18 protein-coding genes are annotated in these 21551 nt (G+C 67.1%); 11 read left to right on the top strand and 7 right to left on the bottom strand.

What is annotated here, in order from left to right:
- From RSO01_RS35660 to RSO01_RS35650, 3 genes are all read right to left on the bottom strand, one after another.
- On the bottom strand, positions 1-955 hold a 955-nt coding region (locus RSO01_RS35660; RefSeq protein ID WP_147155371.1), incomplete at its 3' end, for an NAD(P)H-dependent flavin oxidoreductase.
- On the bottom strand, positions 955-2061 hold the full coding sequence (locus RSO01_RS35655) for a CaiB/BaiF CoA transferase family protein (protein ID WP_170303607.1): 1107 nt from the start codon (positions 2059-2061) through the stop codon (positions 955-957). The genes RSO01_RS35655 and RSO01_RS35660, both read right to left, overlap by 1 nt.
- A complete protein-coding gene (locus tag RSO01_RS35650; protein ID WP_147155369.1) occupies positions 2058-3164 on the bottom strand; it encodes a CoA transferase in 1107 nt (368 codons plus the stop codon). The genes RSO01_RS35655 and RSO01_RS35650 overlap by 4 nt, the downstream gene beginning before the upstream one ends.
- A 74-nt stretch (positions 3165-3238) precedes the next feature.
- Here RSO01_RS35650 and RSO01_RS35645 point away from each other — a divergent pair, with 74 nt between their 5' ends.
- The 5 genes from RSO01_RS35645 to RSO01_RS35625 all read left to right on the top strand — a co-directional run bounded on the left by RSO01_RS35645 (position 3239) and on the right by RSO01_RS35625 (position 7171).
- Positions 3239-4453, top strand: a complete 1215-nt coding sequence (locus tag RSO01_RS35645) for an LLM class flavin-dependent oxidoreductase (protein ID WP_147155368.1) — start codon at positions 3239-3241, stop codon at positions 4451-4453.
- Positions 4437-4784, top strand: a complete 348-nt coding sequence (locus tag RSO01_RS35640; RefSeq protein ID WP_147155367.1) for a hypothetical protein — start codon at positions 4437-4439, stop codon at positions 4782-4784. Before RSO01_RS35645 ends, RSO01_RS35640 begins: the two co-directional genes overlap by 17 nt.
- 207 nt (positions 4785-4991) lie before the next feature.
- The gene (locus RSO01_RS35635) at positions 4992-6164 is read left to right on the top strand and encodes a thiolase family protein (RefSeq protein WP_147155366.1); all 1173 of its coding nucleotides are present in this window, start codon (positions 4992-4994) and stop codon (positions 6162-6164) included.
- A gap of 3 nt (positions 6165-6167) precedes the next feature.
- Complete coding sequence (locus tag RSO01_RS35630) at positions 6168-6566, top strand: Zn-ribbon domain-containing OB-fold protein (protein ID WP_147155365.1); 399 nt, start codon at positions 6168-6170, stop codon at positions 6564-6566.
- A gap of 5 nt (positions 6567-6571) precedes the next feature.
- On the top strand, positions 6572-7171 hold the full coding sequence (locus RSO01_RS35625; RefSeq protein WP_147155364.1) for a hypothetical protein: 600 nt from the start codon (positions 6572-6574) through the stop codon (positions 7169-7171).
- Between the two features lie 18 nt (positions 7172-7189).
- Here RSO01_RS35625 and RSO01_RS35620 read toward each other — a convergent pair whose 3' ends face one another.
- From RSO01_RS35620 to RSO01_RS35610, 3 genes are all read right to left on the bottom strand, one after another.
- Positions 7190-9634, bottom strand: a complete 2445-nt coding sequence (locus tag RSO01_RS35620) for a TonB-dependent receptor (RefSeq protein ID WP_246159043.1) — start codon at positions 9632-9634, stop codon at positions 7190-7192.
- A gap of 110 nt (positions 9635-9744) precedes the next feature.
- The gene (gene mhpA / locus RSO01_RS35615; RefSeq protein ID WP_147155363.1) at positions 9745-11133 is read right to left on the bottom strand and encodes a bifunctional 3-(3-hydroxy-phenyl)propionate/3-hydroxycinnamic acid hydroxylase MhpA; all 1389 of its coding nucleotides are present in this window, start codon (positions 11131-11133) and stop codon (positions 9745-9747) included.
- Positions 11130-13460: a xanthine dehydrogenase family protein molybdopterin-binding subunit gene (locus RSO01_RS35610; RefSeq protein WP_147155362.1), complete on the bottom strand. Its 2331-nt coding sequence runs from the start codon at positions 13458-13460 to the stop codon at positions 11130-11132. The genes mhpA and RSO01_RS35610 overlap by 4 nt, the downstream gene beginning before the upstream one ends.
- Before the next feature lie 187 nt (positions 13461-13647).
- On the opposite strand from RSO01_RS35610, the gene RSO01_RS35605 reads away from it, so the two are divergent.
- From RSO01_RS35605 to RSO01_RS35590, 4 genes are read left to right on the top strand one after another with little or no spacing between them, the layout of a single operon-like run.
- Positions 13648-14883, top strand: coding sequence for an acyl-CoA dehydrogenase family protein (locus RSO01_RS35605; RefSeq protein WP_147155361.1), 1236 nt, complete (start codon positions 13648-13650; stop codon positions 14881-14883).
- A 37-nt stretch (positions 14884-14920) separates the two neighbouring features.
- Positions 14921-16624, top strand: a complete 1704-nt coding sequence (locus RSO01_RS35600) for a hydantoinase B/oxoprolinase family protein (protein ID WP_147155372.1) — start codon at positions 14921-14923, stop codon at positions 16622-16624.
- Between the two features lie 52 nt (positions 16625-16676).
- Positions 16677-17231, top strand: coding sequence for a hypothetical protein (locus RSO01_RS35595; RefSeq protein WP_147155360.1), 555 nt, complete (start codon positions 16677-16679; stop codon positions 17229-17231).
- Positions 17228-18244 carry an asparaginase gene (locus RSO01_RS35590; RefSeq protein WP_147155359.1) on the top strand — a complete coding sequence of 339 codons (1017 nt, stop codon included), beginning with the start codon at positions 17228-17230 and terminating at the stop codon, positions 18242-18244. Before RSO01_RS35595 ends, RSO01_RS35590 begins: the two co-directional genes overlap by 4 nt.
- Here the strand turns inward: RSO01_RS35590 and RSO01_RS35585 are convergent.
- Positions 18149-18619, bottom strand: coding sequence for a DUF983 domain-containing protein (locus RSO01_RS35585; protein WP_147155358.1), 471 nt, complete (start codon positions 18617-18619; stop codon positions 18149-18151). The genes RSO01_RS35590 and RSO01_RS35585 overlap by 96 nt on opposite strands.
- Positions 18620-18694: 75 nt before the next feature.
- Between RSO01_RS35585 and RSO01_RS35580 the strand changes: the two genes are divergently transcribed.
- Positions 18695-20071 carry an aminotransferase-like domain-containing protein gene (locus tag RSO01_RS35580; protein ID WP_147155357.1) on the top strand — a complete coding sequence of 459 codons (1377 nt, stop codon included), beginning with the start codon at positions 18695-18697 and terminating at the stop codon, positions 20069-20071.
- 58 nt (positions 20072-20129) lie between these two features.
- Complete coding sequence (locus tag RSO01_RS35575) at positions 20130-21551, top strand: cytochrome ubiquinol oxidase subunit I (protein WP_147155356.1); 1422 nt, start codon at positions 20130-20132, stop codon at positions 21549-21551.

Below are 21551 nucleotides of genomic sequence, written 5' to 3'. Positions count from 1 at the left end.
GCCGCATGAAGTCCTGCTTGGCAGCGCGATACTGATCAACCAGCCGCCGGCAGAGCTCCGCCGCTGTCGGGACGTCCTCGATGTTTCCGACGCCATGGCCCGCCGTATAGATGTCCTTCCAGCGTTTCTTGTTGTCCTGCGCCGACACGATCTTGGTGGGCAAGGTCGTGCGCAGGACGTCGAGGTCGATGCCGGCGGCGAGCAGGCTGGGCGTCAGCCAGTTGGCCGGGGCGCCGTCGATCGAGGCGGTGAGGAAGACGTCGGTGGCGCGGGTCTTCAGGATCATGTCCTTGTGCGCCGCCGCCGCCATCGCCTCCTGGGTGGCGATGAAGCGCGTGCCGATATAGGCGAGGTCGGCGCCCATCGCCTCGGCCGCCAGCACGTCGCGGCCCGTGGTCTGGCCGCCGGCCAGCACGACGGCGAAGTGATCGCCGAGCTGGCGCACCTCGTTCATCAGGGCAAAGGGATTGATCGTGCCGGTATGGCCGCCGGCGCCGCCCGCGACGGCGATGACGCCGTCGACGCCCGCTTCCAGCGCCTTCTCGGCGTGACGGCGGTTCGCGATGTCGTGCAGGGCGACGGCGCCCCAGCCGTGGATGCGCTTAATGGCGTCACCGGGCGCGCCTTTCGAGGTGAGCACGACCGGCACCTTGTACTTCTCGACCAGCTCGAGATCGCCGGGATAGCGCGGGTTCGAGGCATGGACGACCAGGTTCACGGCCCAGGGCGCGGGCTTCTTTCCCGCATCCTCCAGGCGCTGGATGCCATCCTGCATCTCGTCCAGCCAGCCCTGGAACTCCTCGCGGCTGCGCGTGCCGTGGGCGGGGAAGCTGCCCATGATGCCTTCGCTGCAGCAGGCGAGCGCCAGCGCCGGATTGGAGACCAGGAACATCGGCGCGGCGATGGCGGGGATCGCCATGCGCTCCATGATCTTGTGCACTTCAGCGCGCGCCATCACACATCTCCCACGGTCGGCGTCGTCGATGTCACGCCGGATTTCTTCAATTTCGTCAGCTCCGCATCGCCATAGCCCAAAAGCTCGCGCAGCACCTCGTCGGTGTGCTGGCCGAGATCAGGCGCGGCGCGTTCGATGGTGATGCCCTTGCCGTCGAGCCGGTAGGGCAGGCCTTTCACCAAGCCGCCATGCTCGTCGCGCACCAGCGTCACCCCGGCGAGGCTTCTGTCGTTCAGCAGGTCGTTGCCATCGTTGCACGGCGCAGCGGCGATGCCGCGGGCGAGCAGGGCTGCGACGGCGTCGTCTCTATTTCGGTCGGCACACCAGGAGGCAAGCCCGGGCTCATCGTGCGCGACGGCGATCCATCGTCCGTCCCTGCAGCAATAGGCATCCTGTTGCGTGCCGTTGTCGCGCGGGGCGAGGGAATGCGATGGATCGGCGGATGCGGCCAGAATCTCCTCGCCCAGGGTGAAGGACGCGACCTCGCGCTGGGAGAAGTCGAGGAAGGCTCCCTTGCCGCTGCGACGGGCCTCCATCACGGCCGTGATGACGATGCCGGTCGCGAACAGCGACACGATCTGGTCGGGGTAGTTCACATCCATGCCCGAGATGCGCGGCTCCTCGCCCTTGTAGCCGGTGAGCGAGGCGATGCCCGACGTGGCGTCGAGCGTGCTGCCAAACGACACGTTCATGCGCTCGGGCCCCGTGTCGCCCTGGCTGGAGATCGCGGCGAACACGATGCGCGGATTGATCTCCTTCAGCGCCTGGTAGCCCAGCCCCGCACGTTCGAGCACGCCGCGGCGGAAGTTCTCGACTACGACGTCGCAGTGCTTCGCGAGCTCGCGGATCACGCGCTGGCCCTCGGGATCCTTGAGGTTCAGCGCCAGCCCGCGCTTGTTGCGGTTGGTGAAGCGGAACTGCGGCGAGCGGTTCCACCAGCCCTCGTCGTCGTCCATCTTGCCGACGACACGGAAGGGATCGAGATAGGCGCCCGATTCGATCTTGATCACGTCGGCGCCGAGATCGGCCAGCATAGCGGAGGTGTTGGCGCCGGCCGTCAGCAGGCCGAAGTCGAGGACGCGTACGCCGGTGAGGGGGCCGTTCATGCCGCGAGCTCCGCGCGCTCGAGGGACGGGGCGGGACGCGGCGCGAAGGAGCGGCCGTTCCATTGCACCGGCAGCTGCGGGATCAGGAGCTTGCCGATCTCGGGATGCGTCATCTTCGCGAGGAAGCCGCGGGCGACGTACTGCTCGGTCTCGAGCAGCTCGGCCGGCGTGAAGATCGGGCCGAACGGCACGCCCTTGGACTGCGCCGTCTTCTGGATCTCGGCACGTGTCTTGTCGGTGAACCACGGCGCGATGATCGCGTAGAGCTCGGCGATGTTCTTGCGGCGGCCGGCGCGGGTGGCGAACTTTTCGTCATTCAGCCGCGGGTCGCCGATCAGGGTGCGCGTCGCCGGCCATTGCGTGACGGTGTAGACGACCGCGACATGACCGTCGCGGCAGGGCATGACCTGGAATTCCGAAGCCTTGCCTTCGCGGCCGGGTGAGACGCCGGTGGCGGCTGCCCCCGAAGCGGCCTTCCAGTTGACCCACTGCATGACCTCGGCCAGCGACACGCGGACGTGTGGCGCGCGCTGGCCCGCATCGCGCGCGGCCAGTGCGGCGGCGAGGCCGGTGAAGGCGGTTAGGCCGGCAGCGCAGGAGGCCTGGTGGCCGCCGAGCTTCAGTGGCTTGCGTTCGGGCTCGCCGATCATGTGCATCAGGCCGCCCAGCGCCTGGATGGCAAGCTCGCTGACCGGTCGCGCTGCGGCATCCATTTCCGCCGGGAAGGCCGCGATCTCGATCGGCGTCGCCTTGGCCGCGCGCGCCAAGGAGGCGATCGAGGCCGGCTCCTCGAACAGGCAGGCATGGCTGCGGTCGAGCAATTGCATGAGATTTGCACGGCCGGACTCGGTTCCGAGGTCGAGGACCAGCGAGCGTTTGGACGTATTCAGGAACTGGAACAAGGCGCTGGCCCCTGACGGCAGCAGCGGCGGCGCCTGGCGCACCGGATCGCCGCCGGGCGGCTCGATCTTGAGGACGTCGGCGCCGAGGTCGGCGGCGATCTTGGCGGCGAGCGACGTCGCCAGCCTGAGGCAAAGCGGCACGCCTGCGTCGTTCACCTCGACGATGGTGAAGCGTCGCAGGGGCAGGGATTCCGTGGTCATCGCGCGATGATCGGCGCAAGCCGTGGCTTCGGTCAACGGCACGCGCGTGCTACGGTGAAAGTCACGGAGGTCAAATGGCACAGACCGGCAATCACAAGGGCTTGCAGTTCGGAATTTTCCTCGCGCCGTTCCATCGGCTGGGCGAGAACCCCACGGTCGCCATGGCGCGCGACATGGAGCTGATCGAGTGGCTCGACGAGCTGGGCTACGACGAGGCCTGGATCGGCGAGCACCATTCCGCTGGGTGGGAGACCATCGCCTCGCCGGAAGTGTTCATCGGCGCCGCCATCGAGCGCACGCGCTACATCCGGCTCGGTTCGGGCGTCACCAGCCTGCCCTATCACCATCCGCTGATGGTCGCGAACCGCTTCGTGCAGCTCGACCACATGTCGCGCGGCCGCACCATGCTGGGCTGCGGCCCGGGCGCGCTGCCGTCCGACGCCTACATGATGGGCATCGATCCTTCGACCCAGCGCGACCGCATGGAGCAGTCGCTGGCGGCCATCATGCAGCTGCTCAAGTGCGAAGAGCCGGTCACCATGAAGACCGACTGGTTCGAGCTCAAGGAAGCGCGCCTGCATCTCGCGCCCTACTCCTATCCGCATTTCCCCATCGCCTGCGCCAGCACCATCACGCCGTCGGGCATGATCGCCGCCGGCAAGCATGGGCTCGGCGTGCTGTCGATCGGCGCCGGCCTGCCGGGCGGGCCCGAGGCGATGGCCAAGCAGTGGGCGATCTACGAGGAGACGGCGGCCAAGCACGGCCACAAGGCCGACCGCAAGAAATGGCGCATCGTGGTCAACGCGCACCTTGCCGATGACGACGAGCAGGCGTTGCGCGAGGTCCATGCCGGCGAGCGCTGCGAGACCGTGACCTACTTCGAGGACACGCTGGGTCGGCCGCCCGGCCGCTCCGACGATCCGCTGCGCGACGGCGTGAAGAACGGCACGACCCTGGTCGGCACGCCTGACACCGTGGCCAAGGGAATCGAGCAGCTGCTGGGCTATTCCAACGGCGGCTTCGGCGGCATCCTGTTCCGCGCCCACGAATGGGCCAACCGCGAGCAGACGCTGCGGTCGTACGAGCTGTTTGCGCGCTACGTCATGCCGCGCTTCCAGGGCTCGCTCGACACCATCGTCGGCTCGAACACCTGGTCGCGCGAGAACCGCAAGGCGGTGTTCGGACCGACCGTGGCGGCGGTGAAGAAGGCCTTCACCGATGTCGGCCGCGAGGTGCCGGACGAGTTCAGGCAGCGCACCGTCGGGGCGCGGGATGTCAGCAGCGACTAGGGCGCGCGCCCTGCCGCTGGCCCTGGTCGCGCTCGGGCTTGTCGCCTGCACGCCCAAGGGCACGCTCGAGAACTCCCGGGTAGAAGTGGTCAGGGTCGATGGTCGCCGGTACGAACTGCGCATCGCCTCGACCGAAGTCGAAGGCGAGTACAGACTGCTGATCGTGCGGGCGACGATCGTGATCAACCCCGATCCCCAGCTCGAAAGCGAACGGAACTGGAATGTCGTTCAGCCCTTCATGCAACGGACGTGCAAAGGCCCGTTCATCGTGCTGGAGAACCACTTGGCCGACAACGTCAACCTCTTCATCCGCTTCCGCTGCGCCGCCTGAACACGTGGCCGTTCGTCAGTACTCCTTCTTCGTGCCGCATCCTTCGGGTCCATGACGTAGTGTCCGCCGATCGGCACCAGTACGAGGTCATGCACACCCCCATTGTTGGTTGACCAGCATGGTTCTTCAGGGCGGAAGTTGTCGCTTTTCCGTGAGCGCCTAATCGCCCACGATGCAGTGCAACATAAAGAGGGAGTTGGCCCGCCGATGAGCATCAAGGGCAAAGCCTACATTGCCGGCATCTACGAGCATCCGACGCGGCTCGCCAAGGACATTTCGCTGGCGCAAATCCACGCCCAGGTCGCCAAGGGCGCGCTGGAGGATGCCGGCCTCACCAAGGACGACGTCGACGGCTATTTCTGCGCCGGCGACGCGCCCGGGCTGGGGCCGATGTCCATGGTCGAGTACATGGGACTGAAGCCGCGGCACGTCGATTCGACCGATACCGGCGGCTCCTCCTATCTGCTGCATGTCGCCCACGCCGCCGAGGCGATCGCGATGGGCAAGTGCAAGGTGGCGCTGATCACGCTGGCCGGCCGGCCGCGCGCCGAGGGCATGGCGACCGGCACGGTGCCGCGCTCCCGTGGCGGCACACCGACGCCGGATGAGCCCTTCGAGTTCCCCTACGGGCCGACGGTGGTGAATATGTATGCCATGTGCGCCATGCGCCACATGCACGAGTTCGGCACGACCTCCGAGCAGCTCGCCTGGATCAAGGTCGCGGCCTCGCACCACGCGCAATACAACGAGCATGCACTGCTGCGCGACGTGGTCACGGTCGAGGACGTCGTGAACTCGCCGATGATCTCCGATCCGCTGCACCGGCTCGACTGCTGCGTCATCACCGACGGCGGCGGCGCCATCGTCGTGGTGGCGCCCGAGATCGCGAAGTCGCTGAAGCGGCCCAAGGTCAAGCTGATCGGCGCCGGGGAGTTCGTGAAGACCCAGATGGGCGGCAAGGTCGACCTGACCTACTCGGGCGCGCGCTTCAGCGGCGCGACAGCCTTCGCCGAGGCGGGCGTGAAGCCCAGCGACATGAAGTACGTGTCGATCTACGACAGCTTCACCATCACCGTGCTGATGCAGCTGGAGGACCTGGGCTTCTGCGAGAAGGGCAAGGGCGGCAAGCTGGTCGCCGACGGCAACCTGATCTCGGGCACCGGCAAGCTGCCGTTCAACACCGACGGCGGCGGGCTTTGCAGCAACCATCCGGCCAACCGCGGCGGCCTCACCAAGGTGCTGGAGGCCGTGCGCCAGTTGCGCGGCGAGGCGCATCCCAAGGTGCAGGTGAAGAACTGCGATCTGGCGCTGGCACACGGCACGGGCGGCTCGCTCGGCCTGCGCCACGGCAGCGGCACCGTCATTCTGGAGAGGGAGTAAGTCATGGCCGACACCAAAGAGCGCAAGCTGCCGGCGCCGGTCGCGAGCCCGGAGACCCAGGCCTATTGGGACGCCGCCGCCCAGGGCAAGCTGCTGATCCGCAAGTGCACGAGCTGCGGCGAGCTGCACCACTATCCGCGCACGATCTGTCCGTTCTGCTTCAGCGACAAGACGGAATGGATCGAGGCCTCGGGCAAGGGTACGATCTACTCCTACAGCGTGATGCGCCGCGCACCGGTCCCGTACGCCATGGCCTACGTCACGCTGGCGGAGGGTCCGCGCATGGTGACCAACATCGTCGACTGCGACTTCGACAAGCTGAAGTGCGAGCAGCCGGTGAAAGTCGTGTTCAAGCCGACCGAAGGCAACGGCCCACCGCTGCCGATGTTCACGCCGGCCTGACGGCAATGCGTGCGCCCGGCCTGACGGTCGTGCTGCTGGGGTTCACCCTGGCCACGACGCAGGCCGCGGCGGCACCCCTCGATACGGCCGGCGCCACGCAATGCGAGGCGCGCGGCTGGGCCAAGGACAAGGATCCCAAGGGCAGCAATATCCGGAACGCGCCGCGCGCCGACGCGCCCGTGATCGGCCATCTCGCGCCGCTCACCAAGATCGCAGCGGATGAATGGACCGGCGTGGAGTTCGACATCGTCGGGTCCAAGGGCGGCTGGCTTCTGATCAAGGAGCCCACTCCCGCGGACGGCATGACGCTGGATGCCGAACATGCCGCCGATGGCCGAGGCTGGATCTGGGGCGGGCTGGTCGGCACCCAGCTCGCTACTGTGCCACTCCGCTCGGGCCCGCGCCGCGATACACCGGCTGTGGCGCGCTTCAAGGGCGACAACTGGGGGCCCGACAGCGTCGCGGTATCTGCGATCCATGGCTGCGAGGGCAAGTATGTCGAGGTCACGGCCACGCCGATCGGCGGCAAGACGCTGCGCGGCTGGTCGTTCGCGCCGTGCTCCGCCCAGCTCACGACTTGCGACGGCTGGCGCCAGGAGGACTGAGCCGCCGCCGGTCATCCGTCAGAAGTCTGCCGCCACCGACAGCAGAACGGTGCGCGGCGCACCCTCCAGCAGCCCGCCGAAGCTCGTCACGCCGGCCCAGTAGTTGTTGTTGAAGACGTTCTGCACGGTGGCGCGGAAGACGAGGGGCGTCTTGTCGAGTGTCGTGCGATAGCTCGCGCCGAGATCGAAGCGCGTCCAGGCAGGAATGCTCTGCGTGTTGGGCACGTTGACGTAGGAATCGCCGCTGTAGGCGGCCGTGCCGATCAGCGTCAGCCCGGCAAGCGGCGTATCCCACTCGGTGGTGAGCGTGGCGGAGACGTTGGGAACGCCGATCGGCCGGTTGCCCAGCGCAAAGGCGGTGCTGGTCTGGGTCACCTGGGCGTTGAGCAGCGTCAACCCGCCCATGACTCGGACCGACGGAACGACCTCGCCGAAGACGTTGAGCTCCAGGCCCTGGTTGCGCTGCTGGCCGCCGACGGTGAACACGCCGTTGACGAGCTGGCCGAACGGCTTCTCGATCTGGAACGCCGCGAGCGTCGCGCCGATCCAGCCGAAGTCGGCCTTGATGCCGGCTTCATACTGCGTGGCGATGTACGGCGGCAGGACCTGGCCGGCATTCACCGCAGCCGCCGGCGCGGTCTCGCCCTTGCTCAGGCCCTGGACGTAGTTGGCGTAGAGCGAGATGTTCTGCCAGGGCTTCACGACCAGGCCGACCATGGGCGGCTGGGCGCTCATGTCGTAGGACGCCGTCGGCAGGCCCGTCACCGGGCTGAAGTCGATCGACACGATCCGCTGCTGGCGGATGCCCAGCATCAGCTGGATCCTGTCCTCGAGCACCGAGAGCGTGTCGGAGAGCGCGAAGCCCGTGAGGTCGGTGCTGGAGATCTTGGGCATGAACCAGGGCGAGGCGATCGCCTGTCCAGGCAGCGTCGTCGGCGCATAGATATTCGACAGCATGGCCTGCCCCGAGCTCGAGCCGCGGGAGACGTCGTCGTGGTAGCTCAAGGCCTGCATGACCAGCAGGTGCTTGATGCCGACGGTCTCGAACGTGGCGCGCACGCCCGCGTCGTAGGTCAGCCGGTTGATCAGGAACCTGAAATAGGCCGGCGTGTTGGTCGTGTTGCCGGTGTAGCTGGTGAGGGTGGGCGTGCCGAAGATGCGGGCGACCTGCGTGCGCCCGCCGCCGAAATCGGCAAAGAACGTGACGTTGTCGACCACGTCGTACTCGGCGCGCAGCAGCAGCGACTGGTCGGCGACCTGCGACCACTCCCAGGCCTGGGTGAGGTTGAGGCTGGCGTTGGGTGCCGACGGCACGGCGACTCCGGCGGCGACGAGCAGCGGTCGGGACGGGGCGTTGATGCGCTCGTCCTGGGCGATGAAGTCCAGCGAGGTGCGGAAGCGGTTGCCGCGATAGTCGAGGGCGAGCGAGCCGACGAACACGCCGTGCGACTGCTTGTCGAGAGGCGTGTCGCCGCCGAAATAGGCGCCGTTGGCGCGGATGCCGAACTCGCGGCCCTCGCCGTAGCGCCGGCTGACGTCGAGATGCGCGCCGCCCTGTAGGTTGGAGATGTAGTCGGCCGTGAAGCGCGTCAGGTCGACCTCGCCGGCGCGCTTGGGCACGATGTTGATGGTCCCGCCGACGCTGCTGGCCGGCGACATGCCGTAGAGGAACGCCGCCGGGCCCTTGAGGACTTCGACGCGCTCGACGTAGTCGGTGAACAGCCGATAGTTCGGCGCGACGCCGTAGATGCCGTCGAGGGCGATCTCGCCCGAGTTGCCTTCGCCGACCGGAAAGCCGCGGATCATGAAGGAGTCGAGGAGGCCGCCGGTCTGTCCGGTGAAGCGGACCGAAGCGTCGTTGCGCGCCACGTCGGCCACCGTCACGGCCTGCTGGTCCTCGATCGTCTTCTCCGTGTAGCTGTTGATGCTGAACGGCGTGTTCATGAAGTCGCGGTTGCCCAGCACGCCCACGCGGCTGCCGCGGGCCACCATGCCGCCGGTGAAGTCCGGCGGCAGGTTGTCGATCGTGCCAGTGGATGGCGTCGGCCGCTGGCCGATGACCTGAACCGGATCGAGCGTGGCGGTGGTGGACGCGCCAGCAATGGCCGGTGGCGTCGCCGTGCCTGCTTTCGTCAGGGTCGCGGTCTGGTCGCCCGAGGCGCGCCAGGTGATGCCCGTTCCCGAAAGCAGCAGGCTGAGCGCGGTGGCCGGCGTATGCGAGCCCGCGACGGCCGACGAGCGCGCGCCTGGCGCGATGTCCTGAGGGTAGGAGAGCTGCCAGCCCGACTGCCGGCCGAACATGGCGAGCGCATCGGCCAGCGGCTGGGCCGGAATGTCGAACGGCAATTGCTGGGCCGTAGCAGGAGCGGGTGTTGGCTGAGCCTGTGCGGTCGCGTCCATGGAACCGAGCAACGCCAGCACCGCCGCCATCGACACGGGTGACCATTTCGCAGGACCGGACACGCGCACTCTCCCCGAGAAAGCCCGACGTGCCCGTCGCCGGAGCCGTCTCGAGAAGTTTCAGACCTGCCGTCTAGTGCGATTAGTAATTATTATCAACATAGTTCTTGCGATCAAACAATGGTGTCGAGGATTGCCGCAAGCTCCGGTGTCGTGTCGGCCAAGCCGAAGACATAGCGGTCGGGACGCAGAACGGCGGCGCGCCTGTCGTGCTTGGCCAGCCAGTCGAGGCCGACGCCCGGCAGCAACACGGCCTTCGTTGGAATGCCGTCGAGAAGCGCCGCGTCGCCGACGATGGCGAAACGCTGGCCGATCGCCTCATCCATCAGGCGGCCGTCGGCCAGTCGCGGCTGAGGGAAGATCGTGCCGACCGGCGGCGGCGCGTCGAGGCGGAAGCCTGGGCCGAGCTGCGGCTGCGGAAAGTCGAACATTTCAGCGCCCGCTTCGAAGCGGCGATCGCGCTCGGCTGCTGCCGCAGGATCGGTCTCCTGCAGCACGGCGCCGAGCTTCACGGCGAGATCGATGAAAGCCCGCACATGCGGCAGGCGCTCGCTTTCGTAGGTGTCGAGCAGGGAGTCCGGCGCATCGCCCTTGATGACCGCTGCAAGCTTCCAGGCGAGGTTGGCGGAGTCGCGCATGCCCGCGCACATGCCCTGGCCGAGGAAAGGCGGCGTCTGGTGGCAGGCATCGCCCGCCAGCAGCAGGCGGCCCTTGCGCCAGCCTTGCTGCACCACCGAATGGAAGGTGTAGACGGCGGCGCGCTCCAGCCGCGCATCGTCGGGCCCCAGCCACTGCGCCATCATCGGCCAGAAGATGTCCGGCTCGGTAAGCCGCGCCGGATCGTCGCCCGGCATCAGCATGATCTCCCAGCGCCGCCGCTCGCCGCCGACATTCACCACCGTCATCGGCCGTGCCGGATCACAGAGCTGGATCGTGTAGTCGGGCAGGGCTTTTACGCGGGCACTGCTTGGATCGCACAGAAGGTCGACGACCAGCCAGGGCTGGTGCAGGCCGAGATCGACGTGGCGGCTGCCGATGGCCTGCCGCACCAGCGAGCGCGCGCCGTCGCAGCCGACGACGTAACGGGCGTCGAGTTCGTCGACCGAGGCGATCTCATGGCCGAGGTGGACGCGCACATTGGCGAAGCGTTTCAGCCCCTCGCGCAGCACGACCTCGAGAATCGGTTGATGGAAGTACCAGTTGCCGGCCCAGCCGTGCGGACCCGGCCCGTCGATGCCGCGACGGATCATCAGCGTGCGGCCCTCGCCGTTGACGAAGTGCATGCCGCGGGAGGAGGCACGCGCGACGTTGGCGACCTTCTCGGCAAGTCCCGCGCTCTGGAAGATGCGCATGACCTCGCCGTCGAAATGCACGGCGCGCGGCAAAGGAAAGATCTCGCGCTCGCGGTCGTAGAGATCGACCGCGAGTTCGGATTGCCCAAGCAGGTTCGCTAGAAGCGCGCCGACCGGGCCGCAGCCGACGATGGCAACATCAGCACTCAGGAATGCAGCGCCTCCCAGACGCGCTCGGGTGTGGCCGGCATATTAATATGCTTGCCGCCCAGCGCATCGGAGATCGCGTTCATCACCGACGGCAGCGAGCCCGCGCAGCCCGCCTCGCCGCAGCCCTTGGCGCCCAGCACGTTGGTCTTGGCCGGGACCGAGTGATAGTCCATGCGGAAGGACGGCGTGTCCGAGGCGCGCGGCAGGGCGTAGTCGGTGAAGCTGCCGGTCAGGATCTGGCCGTCCTCGCTGTAGACGACATGCTCGAATAGCGCCTGGCCGATGCCCTGCACCACACCGCCATGGCTCTGGCCCTCGACCAGCAGCGGATTGATGACCGTGCCGAAGTCGTTGACCATGGTGTACTTCACCACCTCGACCCAGCCGGTGTCGGGATCGATCTCGACCTCGGCGACATGCGCACCGTTGGGGAAAGCCGACGGGGCGGCCTCATGCACGTGGTTGACGTCGAGCGTGTCCGGCACGCCCTCCGGCAGCTTCATGCCCGTGCGCAGGCGCTCGGCCAGCTCCATGATGCCGATGCCGCGGTCGGTACCGACGATGGTGAAGCGGCCGAGCTGGAACTCGATGTCGGCGGCCGAGGCCTCCAGCACCACGCCCGCGATCTGCTTGCCCTTGTCGATGACCTGGTCGGAGGCTTCGACGATCGCCGCACCGCTCGCCATGATCGATTTGGAGCCGCCGGTGCCGCCGCCCGCGATCAGCAGATCGCTGTCGCCCTGGATCAGCTTGATCTTCTGGAACGGGATGCCGAGCTTCTCGGTCAGCACCTGGGCGAAGGCCGACCAGTGGCCCTGGCCGTAGTCGAGCGTGCCGGTGATGATGGTGACATCGCCGTTGGGTTCGAAGCGGATGCCGCCCATCTCCTTCATCGGCGGCGCCGTGACCTCGAGGTAGTCGCCGATGCCGAGCCCACGCAGCTTGCCGCGCGCCTTGCTCTCGGCCTTGCGGGCTTCGAAGCCCGCGACGTCGGCGAACTTCAGCGCCTTGTCCAAGAGCGTCGTGAACTCGCCGCTGTCATAGGTCGTGCCCGACGCGGTCTTGAACGGCATCTCTTCCGGCTTGATGTGGTTGCGCTTGCGCATCTCGACCTTGTCGATGCCCATCTCGCGCGCCGCGGTGTCGATCAATCGCTCCATGAAGTAGTTGGCTTCGGGCCGTCCGGCGCCGCGATAGGCGCCGACCGGCGAGGTGTTGGTGAAGGCAACCTTGGTCGCGACCTCGATCAGCGGCGTGCGGTAGATGGCGGCGAGATTGCGTGTCACGCCCATCGAGCCCATCAGCGGGCCGACGTTCGCGAGATAACCGCCGACGTTGGCGAAACCGATCAGGCGCACCGCCAGGAACTTGCCGTCCTTGTCGAGCGCCAGCTCGGCGTCGAAATCGTGGTCGCGGCCATGCTGGTCGCTCAGGAACGCACCCGAGCGGTCGTCGGTCCACTTCACCGGGCGGCCGAGGATCTTCGAGGCATGGAACAGCCCGGCATATTCCGGATAGGGCGAACCCTTCATGCCGAACGAGCCGCCGACATTACCGGTCAGGATGCGCATCTGGTTGGGCTTGATCTTGAGCAGGTCGGCCATCTGATGTTTCAGGCCAAACGCGCCCTGGTTGCCGGCGCGCAGCGTGTAGCGGTCGGTCTTGGCGTCGTAATCGGCGACGGCCGAGCGCGGCTCCATGGCGCAGACGACGATGCGGTTGCTGACCAGGCGGAGCTTCGTAACGTGCGCGGCCGTGGCGAAGGCCTCGGCGACCTTGGCGCTGTCGCCATAGAGGTAGTCGACGCAGATGTTGCCGGGCGCGTCGTCGAACACCACGGGTGCGCCGGGCTTGGTGGCCTCGCGCGCATCAGTGACGGCAGGCAGCTGGTCGATGTCGACCACGACGGCCTCGGCCGCATCCTTGGCCTCAGCCATCGTCTCGGCGACGACGAAGGCCACCGGATCGCCGACGAACCGCACCTTGTCGGTGGCGAGCGAGGGACGCACCGGCATCTTCATCGGCGTGCCGTCGCGGTTGGGCACCGGGATCAGCGTCTTGAGCGGGCCGTAGTTCGCGAGGTCCGCGCCCGTCCACACGCCCAGCACGCCCGGCATCGTCTTGGCCTCGGCGGTGTCGATGCCCTTGATGACGCCGTGCGCCACCTGGCTGCGCACCATTACGCACCAGGCCTGGTTGGGCAGGTTCATGTCGTCGGTGTAGCGGCCTTCGCCGCGCAGCAGAGTGGGATCCTCCTGCCGCGGCACGGGCTGGCCAATGCCGAATTTCATCAAATTGAGGTCGTTCGCGGCCATCGGCGCGTTCATGGGCGGTCCGTCCAGAAAGGGTTGGGAGATAAGGCCTTTATCATATCGTATCGACCGGGCTTTGCCGCCAGTCCGCAATGCAGGTCTCGTATCGCGGTTTGCCCGATCTCTCGGCACTGGCACCCCGCAGGGACCGTGCCAACAATGACCCCGAGAATGACCACATTGGCGTTACGGAGGTGTTTCGGTGTCCGCCATTGCCTGGGAACTGCCGGAGGACGTTCGCGCCGTGCGCGATGGCCTGCTCGATTTTGCGCGCAAGGAGATCCTGCCGCGCCATGAGGCGCATCGCGACCTGTTCGAGGATCCGCGGCGGCTCTATCGCGAGGATGGGCGGTTTTCAGACGCCCTGAAGACGCTGATCGACGATGTGCGGCGCGTCTCGGCCAAGGCGGGCTACTACAACATGTGCGTGCCGGAGTCGCTCGGCGGCGGCGGGTTGGGGCATCTTGCCTATTATGTCGGCTGGGAGGCGCTGTTCCGGCTGTGCGGGCCGCAGCGTTGGCTGATGCTTTATGTCATTAGCCACTGGGCCTTCGGGCCGAGCCGGCTGCTCGAAAAAGTCACGGACGAGGCGCGCGAGCGCATGCTGGCGCCGATGATGGCAGGCGAGGCATCGATGTGCTTCGGCCTGTCGGAGCCCGGCGCCGGCTCGGATGCCGCGGCACTTGCCACGAAAGCGCGGCCCGACGGCAACGGCTGGCGCCTGACGGGGCGCAAGATCTGGACGTCGAACGCGCCGGTCGCGGACTACTGCATCGTCTTCGCCGTGACCGATCCCGAGCGCGCTGCCCAGCGCCGCGGCGGCATCAGCGCGTTCCTGGTGCCGACAGACTCGCCAGGCTTCGAGGTCCAGCGCGTCATAAAACTGTTCGGCCATATCGGTGGCGATGAGGCTGAATTGCGCCTGGAGGACGTGCGCGTCGAACCCTGGCAGGTCGTCGGCGAGCTGCATCAGGGCTTTGCCGCCGCGCTTTATGGCGTGTCGCTGGGCCGCATCTACAATTCGGCGCGGGCCGTAGGCTATGGCCGTTGGGCGCTCGAGCTCGCCCTGGAATACGCCAAGACGCGCAAGGCCTTCGACCGGCCGATTGCCGACTACCAGGGCGTGACCTTCCCGCTGGCGGAGAGCGCCACCGAGCTGCATGGCGCGCATCTGATGGGGCTGAATGCCGCCCTGCTGCTCGATCAGGGCGCGCCCGCCATCAAGGAACTGTCGATGGCCAAGGCCTATTCGGTGCAGGTCGGCTACCGCGCCGTCGATTGCGCCATGCAGACCCACGGCGCCATGGGCTTCACCAACGAGGTCGGCCTGTACCACGCCTGGCATTCCTTGCGCATCGTCAACGTCGCCGACGGCACCAACGAGATCCTGAACCGCGGCATCGTGCAGCGCCTGCTCAAGGGCGATGTCGAGCTGTAAATCGTGTGTTAGTCATAGGCCCATGTCGAACCGCGATATGTCGAACCTCGATCCCGTCACGCTGACCGTTATCCAGAACGGCCTGATCCAGGTCTGCAACGAGATGGACCTGGCCTTCGTGCGCGCTGCCTTCTCGCCGGTGATCTCCGAGGGCATGGACCGGTCGGACGGCATCTATGATGCAGGCGACGGTGCCCTGATCGCCCAGGGCGAGCTCGGCCTGCCGGTGTTCGTCGGCACCATGCAGTTCTCGACCCAGGCGGTGATCGAACGCGTGAAGAGCCACTACGCCGGCAAGGTCGATCCGGGCGACGTGTTCATCGTCAACGATCCCTATCTCGGCGGCACGCATTTGATGGACGTGCGGTTCGTGAAACCCTTCTTCTACAAGGGGGAGCTGTTTGCCTGGCTGGCCAACACCGGCCACTGGCCCGATGTCGGTGGCATGGTGCCCGGCGGCTTCTCGGCGAGCGCCACGGAAGTCGAGCAGGAAGGCCTGCGTCTGCCGCCGGTGAAATTTTTCAAGAAGGGCGAGATGGACCAGGAGATCCTGTCCATCATCCTTTCGAACATCCGCATCGCCGACCAGCGCATCGGCGACATCAAGGCCCAGGCGGCAGCGCTCACGACGGGTGAGCAGCGGCTGACGGCCCTGATCGACCGCTACGGCGCGGAGGTCGTGCGCCAGGCGATCGCCGAGATGCGCCATCGTGCTGAGCGCCAGATGCGGGCGAAGATCGCCGGCATCCCCGACGGCATCTATGAAGGCAGCTCGCAGGTCGACAGCGACGGCGTGGTCGACGAGCCGCTGGTGATCAGGATGAAGATCACCAAGAAGGGCGAGGATCTCATCTTCGACATGACGGGCTCCAGCCCGCCTTGCCGCGGACCGATGAACAGCGTCATCGCCACGACAAAGTCGGCGATCTACCTGGCCGTGAAGCACATCTTCCCCGAGGTGCCGATCAACGCCGGCACCTTCGAGCCGCTCAAGATCGTCGAGCCCGAAGGCACGTTCCTCTACGCCAGGTATCCGCGGCCGGTGTCGGGCTGCGCCGCCGAGGTGAGCCAGCGCATCGCCGAGGCGGTGTTCGCGGCCATGACCAAGGCGGTCCCCGATCTCCTGTTCGCCGCGCCTGCCGGCACCTCGGGCAATCTCGGCGTCGGCGGCTACGACCCCGAGCGCAGCCGCAACTACATTATGTATCTCTTCACCGGCGGCGGTTACGGCGGTTTCCAGGGTGGCGACGGGTTGAGCAACGGCTGCTCGACCATCGGCATCTCCAAGATGCCGCCGGTCGAGGTGCTGGAGCAGTTCTACCCCGTGCTGTTCGAGGAGTTCTCGCTGCGCGAGGGTTCGGGCGGCGCCGGCGAGTTCCGCGGCGGCTTCGGCATCAACTACGCGATCAGGCTGCGCCGCGGCGAGGCGCGCGTCTCCATGGTGATGGATCACGGCCGCACCGGCCCGCAGGGCGTTCTAGGCGGCAAGGATGGCGGTACCAACACCGTCGAGGTGGAGCAGGGCGGCAAGACCTACCGGCCGCCGCACCTCTCCAAGGACCAGGATATTCAGATCGGCGTTGGCGATGTCATTCGCGTGTCGACGCCGGGCGGCGGCGGCTTCGGCGATCCGGCCCTGCGCGATCCGTCGGCGATCGCGCGCGACGTGGCGCGTGGCTACTACACGCCAGCCGAGGCGCGCGAGAAGTTCGGCGCGCAGCAAACACCTCCGTCATCCTGAGCGCAGCGAAGGATCTCATGGCAGGTCGACGAGCACACTGGTGGCAATCGCCATGAGGTCCTTCGCTGCGCTCAGGATGACGCGGTGCGCTACCAGACGTGGCCTGCTCATTGCGCTGCCCCTGGCGGTGGCTTCGGGCGCCATAGCTCAATCAACCTGGTACGCCGTGCGCGGGCCCGGCAATGCCTTCTTCGTCGATATGCCGGGCGAGCCGGTCTACAAGGTGATCGACACGAAATCGCCCGGCGGTACGGCCTTCGCCTATCACTCCTACAGCCTGGAATATCGCCGCCTGTCCTTCGTGGCGCAGACCGCGCAGTTGCCCGCCGATATCGACCTGCGCCAGCCGCGGGCCTACTTGCAATCCGTGCTCGACGACCGCGCGCAGCGCCTGGCCGGCGGGAAATGGACCAGCGTCAACTGGCGCGACATCCAGGGCGTGCCGGCTGCCGAATCGATCGGCTCGGTGCAGGGCGGCAGCGTGCTGCGCCAGCTCGTGCTGCTGAAAGGCCGGCGCTTTGTGTCGCTCGCCTACCTTGCGCCGGCTGACGCCCTGCGCACGCCGGAAGCCGATCGTTTCTTCGGGTCACTGAGGTTGGGAGCATGAGCAGGCCGCGTATCCATATCCTGGCGCTGGGCGGCACGATCGCCACAAAGCCCGACCCCAGCGGCGTCATGCAGATGGGGGCAGGCGCCGACGATCTCGTGAAGGCGGTGCCTTTGCTCGCCACGCTGGCCGACATCGAGGCGGAAACAGTGTCGCGCGTGGGCAGCCATTCGCTCTCGTTCGACCAGATCCACGCGCTCGCAGCCAAGATCGCCGCCTCGACGGCCGAGGGCGTAATCGTCACGCAAGGCACCGACACCTTGGAGGAGACGGCCTTCCTGCTCGACCTGCTGGTCGAGCGCGACGTGCCGGTGATCGTGACGGCGGCGATGCGCAATCCGTCGCTCACGTCGGCCGATGGCCCGGGCAACCTTTTGGCCGCCGTGCGCGTGGCTTGCGATCCGTGGGTGCGTGCCCATGCGCAGTCGCTTGGCGTCATCTCGGTGATGCTGGACGAGGTCTATGCGGCGGCTGACGTCCTCAAGGTCCATCCCACGCGCCTCAACGCCTTTGCCTCGCCGCAGAGCGGCCCGCTCGCGGCCCTCGTCGAGGACCGAGTCGTGCCGCTGGGTTTGCCAGTGCGCGATGCGATGGAGGCGACGCGCAGGAAGCTCGGCAGGGCCGGTGGAACGGCCCAACCGGTGGCGCTGCTTTGGATGGGGCTCGACGAGCCGGGTCATCTCATCGACGCGATGCTGAACGCATCCGATCATCTCGGCTATCGCGGTGCTGTCGTGGGAGCTATGGGCGGCGGCCATATTCCGGAGCGCCTGGCGGATGTCGCCGCACGCTTGGCGGCAGCGATGCCCACGGTCGTGTCTCCGCGCGCCGGCGGCGGGCCGATGCTTCGGCAGACCTATGGCGGTCCGACGTCGGAGATCGGCCTGCGCAAGGCCGGCCTGATCTGGGGCGGGCGCCTACATCCCCTGAAGGCACGCGTGCTGCTCGAGACCTGCCTCAGGGCCGGCCTGCAGCGTACGGCCATCGCCGACTTGTTCGGCGCCTGGGGCTGATCGGCGGGCGCGTTTGGCGGCGGCGAAGCCGTGCATGCCGGCGTGCCATTGCAGCGCCACCACCATGCCCTTGATGGGCTGCAGCAGGCCGAGCGACAGGATCAGCACCAGCGGCAGCCAGATCGCCGCGTGCACCCAGTAGGACGGCGCCCAAGCCAGCTCGACATAGAGCGTCAGCGGCACGACCACGTGCCCGACGATCACGATCACCAAGTAAGCGGGAAAGTCGTCGGCGCGATGATGGTGAAAGGCCTCGCCGCAGGACTCGCAGGCGTCGGCCACCTTCATGAAGCGGCGGAACAGATGGGCCTTGCCGCAGGCCGGGCAGCGGCCGCGCAGGCCGTTCAATAGGGCAGGACCGGCTTTCGGTTCCATCACCTTTCTCCCTCGTTGTTGTTGCTTATATCCATACAATAAGCCATACAGACAATGGCAATCGGGGTAAATTGTATGGATTGGGTCCCTACACTCGGCGACGGCAGCGGACCGGTCTACGAAGGCATCGTGGGCGCCCTGGCGGCCGACATCGCGTCGGGACGCCTGCATCGCGGCGATCGCCTGCCGACGCACCGCGCGCTCGCAAAGGCGCTGGGCGTCGACCTCACCACCGTGACCCGCGCCTACAACGAGGCGCGCCGCCGGGGTCTCACAGAGGCGCGCGTCGGGCAGGGGACATTCGTCGCCGAAAGCCGCGTGCGTGCGCCACGCGCAGCGGGTGCCGGCATCGACTTCGACCTGTCGATGAACCTGCCGCCAGAGCCGATCGAGGCCGATCTGGAAGGCCGCGTGTCGCGCGGCCTCGCGGCCCTGCGACGCGACTACGGCATCTCCGATTTCCTGAGCTACCAGCACGCCGGCGGTAGCGATGCAGATCGCGGCGTGGCGGCCGACTGGCTGCGCCGGCGCGTGCGAACGGCGGAGGCTCATCGCCTGGTCGTGTCGCCCGGCACCCAGACCGCCCTGATGGCGCTGCTGCTGGCGACGACCAAGCCCGGTGACGCCGCGCTGACCGATCGTCTCACCTATCCGGGCTTCAAGGCGGCCACGGCGGCGCTCGGCGTCAAGCTGATCGGCGTCGAGGCAGACGTTGAGGGCATGATCCCGGCTGCCCTCGACGAGGCGGCCCGCCGGCAGTCACCCAAGGCCGTCTATCTCGTGCCCACCATCCACAATCCGACGACGGCGACGATGGGCGCGGCGCGGCGCGAGCAGATCGCCGCCGTGATCCGCCGGCGCAACCTGCTGCTGTTCGAGGACGATGCCTACGGCAGCCTCGATCCCAAGGTCCAGCCGATCGCCACGCTGATTCCCGAACGCTCCTATCTGGCGGCGAGCCTGTCCAAATGCATCGCGCCTGGCTTGCGTGTGTCGTTCGTGCTCACGCCCGATCGCACGGCCGCATCGACCATCGCCAATGCCTTGCGCACAGTGTCGCAGATGCCGGTGCCGCTCACCGTGGCGCTGACCCTGCGCTGGCTGAAGGACGGCAGCGCCGACGCCATCATTGCGGCTATCACCGCCGAGGCTGCGGCAAGACAGAAGCTGGCGGCCAAGGCGCTTTCGGGGCACACTTATGCCGCGCATCCCAAGGGCCATCACGTCTGGCTGGCGCTGCCGCCGGAGTGGACTCGAGCGGAGTTCGCCGCGCATGTTCAACGACAGGGGCTCGCCGTTGTGACCAGCGACAGCTTCAGCGTCGACAGCAATCCGCAGCACGCCATCCGCGTGGCGCTTGGTGCGGCGCGCAGCCGCTCCGACCTGGTCGGTGCGTTGGATGTACTGACTGTCGCATTGAAGTCGCCGCTCCTATCCTCACGTATAATTTGAGACGGCGCGGGCTTACGTATACTCGCCTGAGAGGCGGTGACCCGTCGGGGAGAAAGCCATGCTCGATTCATTGGACGCCACCCTGCTGGCCCGGATGCAGTTCGCTTTCACCGTTTCGTTCCATTTCATCTTTCCGTCATTCACCATCGGACTCGCGAGCTATCTCGCCGTGCTCGAGGGCTTGTGGCTGTGGACCGGCCGCTCGGTCTATCTCGACCTCTTCAAGTACTGGCTGAAGATCTTCGCGCTCTCCTTCGGCATGGGCGTGGTGTCGGGCATCGTCATGTCCTATCAGTTCGGCACAAACTGGTCGGTGTTCGCGGACAGGGCGGGTCCGGTGATCGGGCCGCTGATGGCCTATGAGGTGCTGACGGCGTTCTTCCTCGAGGCCGGGTTCCTCGGCGTCATGCTGTTCGGCATGAACCGGGTCGGCAAGACGCTGCACTTCGTCGCCACGCTGGCGGTTGCCGTCGGCACCTTCATCTCGGCCTTCTGGATCCTGTCGGCCAACAGCTGGATGCAGACGCCAGTGGGTCACGTCATCGCCGCCAACGGCCAGTTCCAGCCGGCCGACTGGCTCGCGATCATCTTCAATCCGTCCTTTCCCTATCGCCTGGTGCATACGGTCTTCGCGGCCTATCTCACGACGGCGCTGGTCGTGGGCGCGGTCGGCGCCTGGCATCTGCTGCGCGAGCGCGCCAACGATGGCGCACGCACCATGTTCTCGATGGCCATGGGCATGATCGCGGTGGTGGCGCCCTTGCAGATCCTGGCCGGTGACCAGCACGGGCTGAACACGCTGGAGCACCAGCCGGTCAAGGTCATGGCCATGGAAGGCCACTTCCAGAGCCATGAGCATGGCGCGCCATTGGTGCTGTTCGCCTGGCCTGACCAAGCCGAGGGCAAGAACCTCTACGCCGTCGAGATTCCCAAGGCCTCGTCGCTGATCTTGAAGCACTCGCTCGACGCGCCGCTGAAGGGCCTCGATACGGTCGACCGCAAGGACTGGCCGCCGGTGGCGATTGTGTTCTGGGCCTTCCGGATCATGGTCGGCCTGGGAACGCTGATGCTGCTGCTGGCGCTGGTCAGCCTGTGGGCGAGGGTGCGCCACAGGCTCTATGACTGGCCCTTGTTGCATCGCTTCGCCATCGCCATGGGGCCCGCGGGCTTCGTCGCCGTGATCGCGGGCTGGGTGACCACCGAGGTCGGCCGTCAGCCCTACACGGTGCACGGCTTGCTGCGTACCGCCGACTCGGTTTCGCCGCTGCAGGCGCCGGCCGTCGCGATCTCGCTGCTGGCCTTCATCGTCGTCTACTTCATCGTGTTCGGCGCAGGTGTGCTCTACATCCTGCGGCTGATGAGCCATTCGCCGCTTCGCGGCGAGGAGGGGCCGGAGCGCGGCCAGCCGGTGCGGGCCGCAGGCATCACGCCTGCGCCGGCAGTGCCCGACGCCATCGGCACGTCGGGTGGAGGGAACTGA

The organism is Reyranella soli (assembly GCF_007992495.1).
Taxonomy (GTDB): Bacteria; Pseudomonadota; Alphaproteobacteria; order Reyranellales; family Reyranellaceae; genus Reyranella; species Reyranella soli.
The sequence above is the reverse complement of the archived record's forward strand: the minus strand, read 5'-3'. Positions and strand labels throughout refer to the sequence as shown.

Bases quoted from the DNA above. Each gene is read 5' to 3' on its own strand.
- RSO01_RS35625 (WP_147155364.1), top strand. From the start codon at position 6,572: ATGCGTGCGCCCGGCCTGACGGTCGTGCTGCTGGGGTTCACCCTGGCC.
- RSO01_RS35610 (WP_147155362.1), bottom strand. From the start codon at position 13,460: ATGAACGCGCCGATGGCCGCGAACGACCTCAATTTGATGAAATTCGGC.
- RSO01_RS35575 (WP_147155356.1), top strand. From the start codon at position 20,130: ATGCTCGATTCATTGGACGCCACCCTGCTGGCCCGGATGCAGTTCGCT.
- RSO01_RS35595 (WP_147155360.1), top strand. From the start codon at position 16,677: ATGAGGTCCTTCGCTGCGCTCAGGATGACGCGGTGCGCTACCAGACGT.
- RSO01_RS35600 (WP_147155372.1), top strand. From the start codon at position 14,921: ATGTCGAACCTCGATCCCGTCACGCTGACCGTTATCCAGAACGGCCTG.
- RSO01_RS35650 (WP_147155369.1), bottom strand. From the start codon at position 3,164: ATGACCACGGAATCCCTGCCCCTGCGACGCTTCACCATCGTCGAGGTG.
- RSO01_RS35640 (WP_147155367.1), top strand. From the start codon at position 4,437: ATGTCAGCAGCGACTAGGGCGCGCGCCCTGCCGCTGGCCCTGGTCGCG.
- RSO01_RS35585 (WP_147155358.1), bottom strand. From the start codon at position 18,619: ATGGAACCGAAAGCCGGTCCTGCCCTATTGAACGGCCTGCGCGGCCGC.
- RSO01_RS35655 (WP_170303607.1), bottom strand. From the start codon at position 2,061: ATGAACGGCCCCCTCACCGGCGTACGCGTCCTCGACTTCGGCCTGCTG.
- RSO01_RS35590 (WP_147155359.1), top strand. From the start codon at position 17,228: ATGAGCAGGCCGCGTATCCATATCCTGGCGCTGGGCGGCACGATCGCC.
- RSO01_RS35630 (WP_147155365.1), top strand. From the start codon at position 6,168: ATGGCCGACACCAAAGAGCGCAAGCTGCCGGCGCCGGTCGCGAGCCCG.
- RSO01_RS35645 (WP_147155368.1), top strand. From the start codon at position 3,239: ATGGCACAGACCGGCAATCACAAGGGCTTGCAGTTCGGAATTTTCCTC.
- RSO01_RS35580 (WP_147155357.1), top strand. From the start codon at position 18,695: ATGGATTGGGTCCCTACACTCGGCGACGGCAGCGGACCGGTCTACGAA.
- RSO01_RS35635 (WP_147155366.1), top strand. From the start codon at position 4,992: ATGAGCATCAAGGGCAAAGCCTACATTGCCGGCATCTACGAGCATCCG.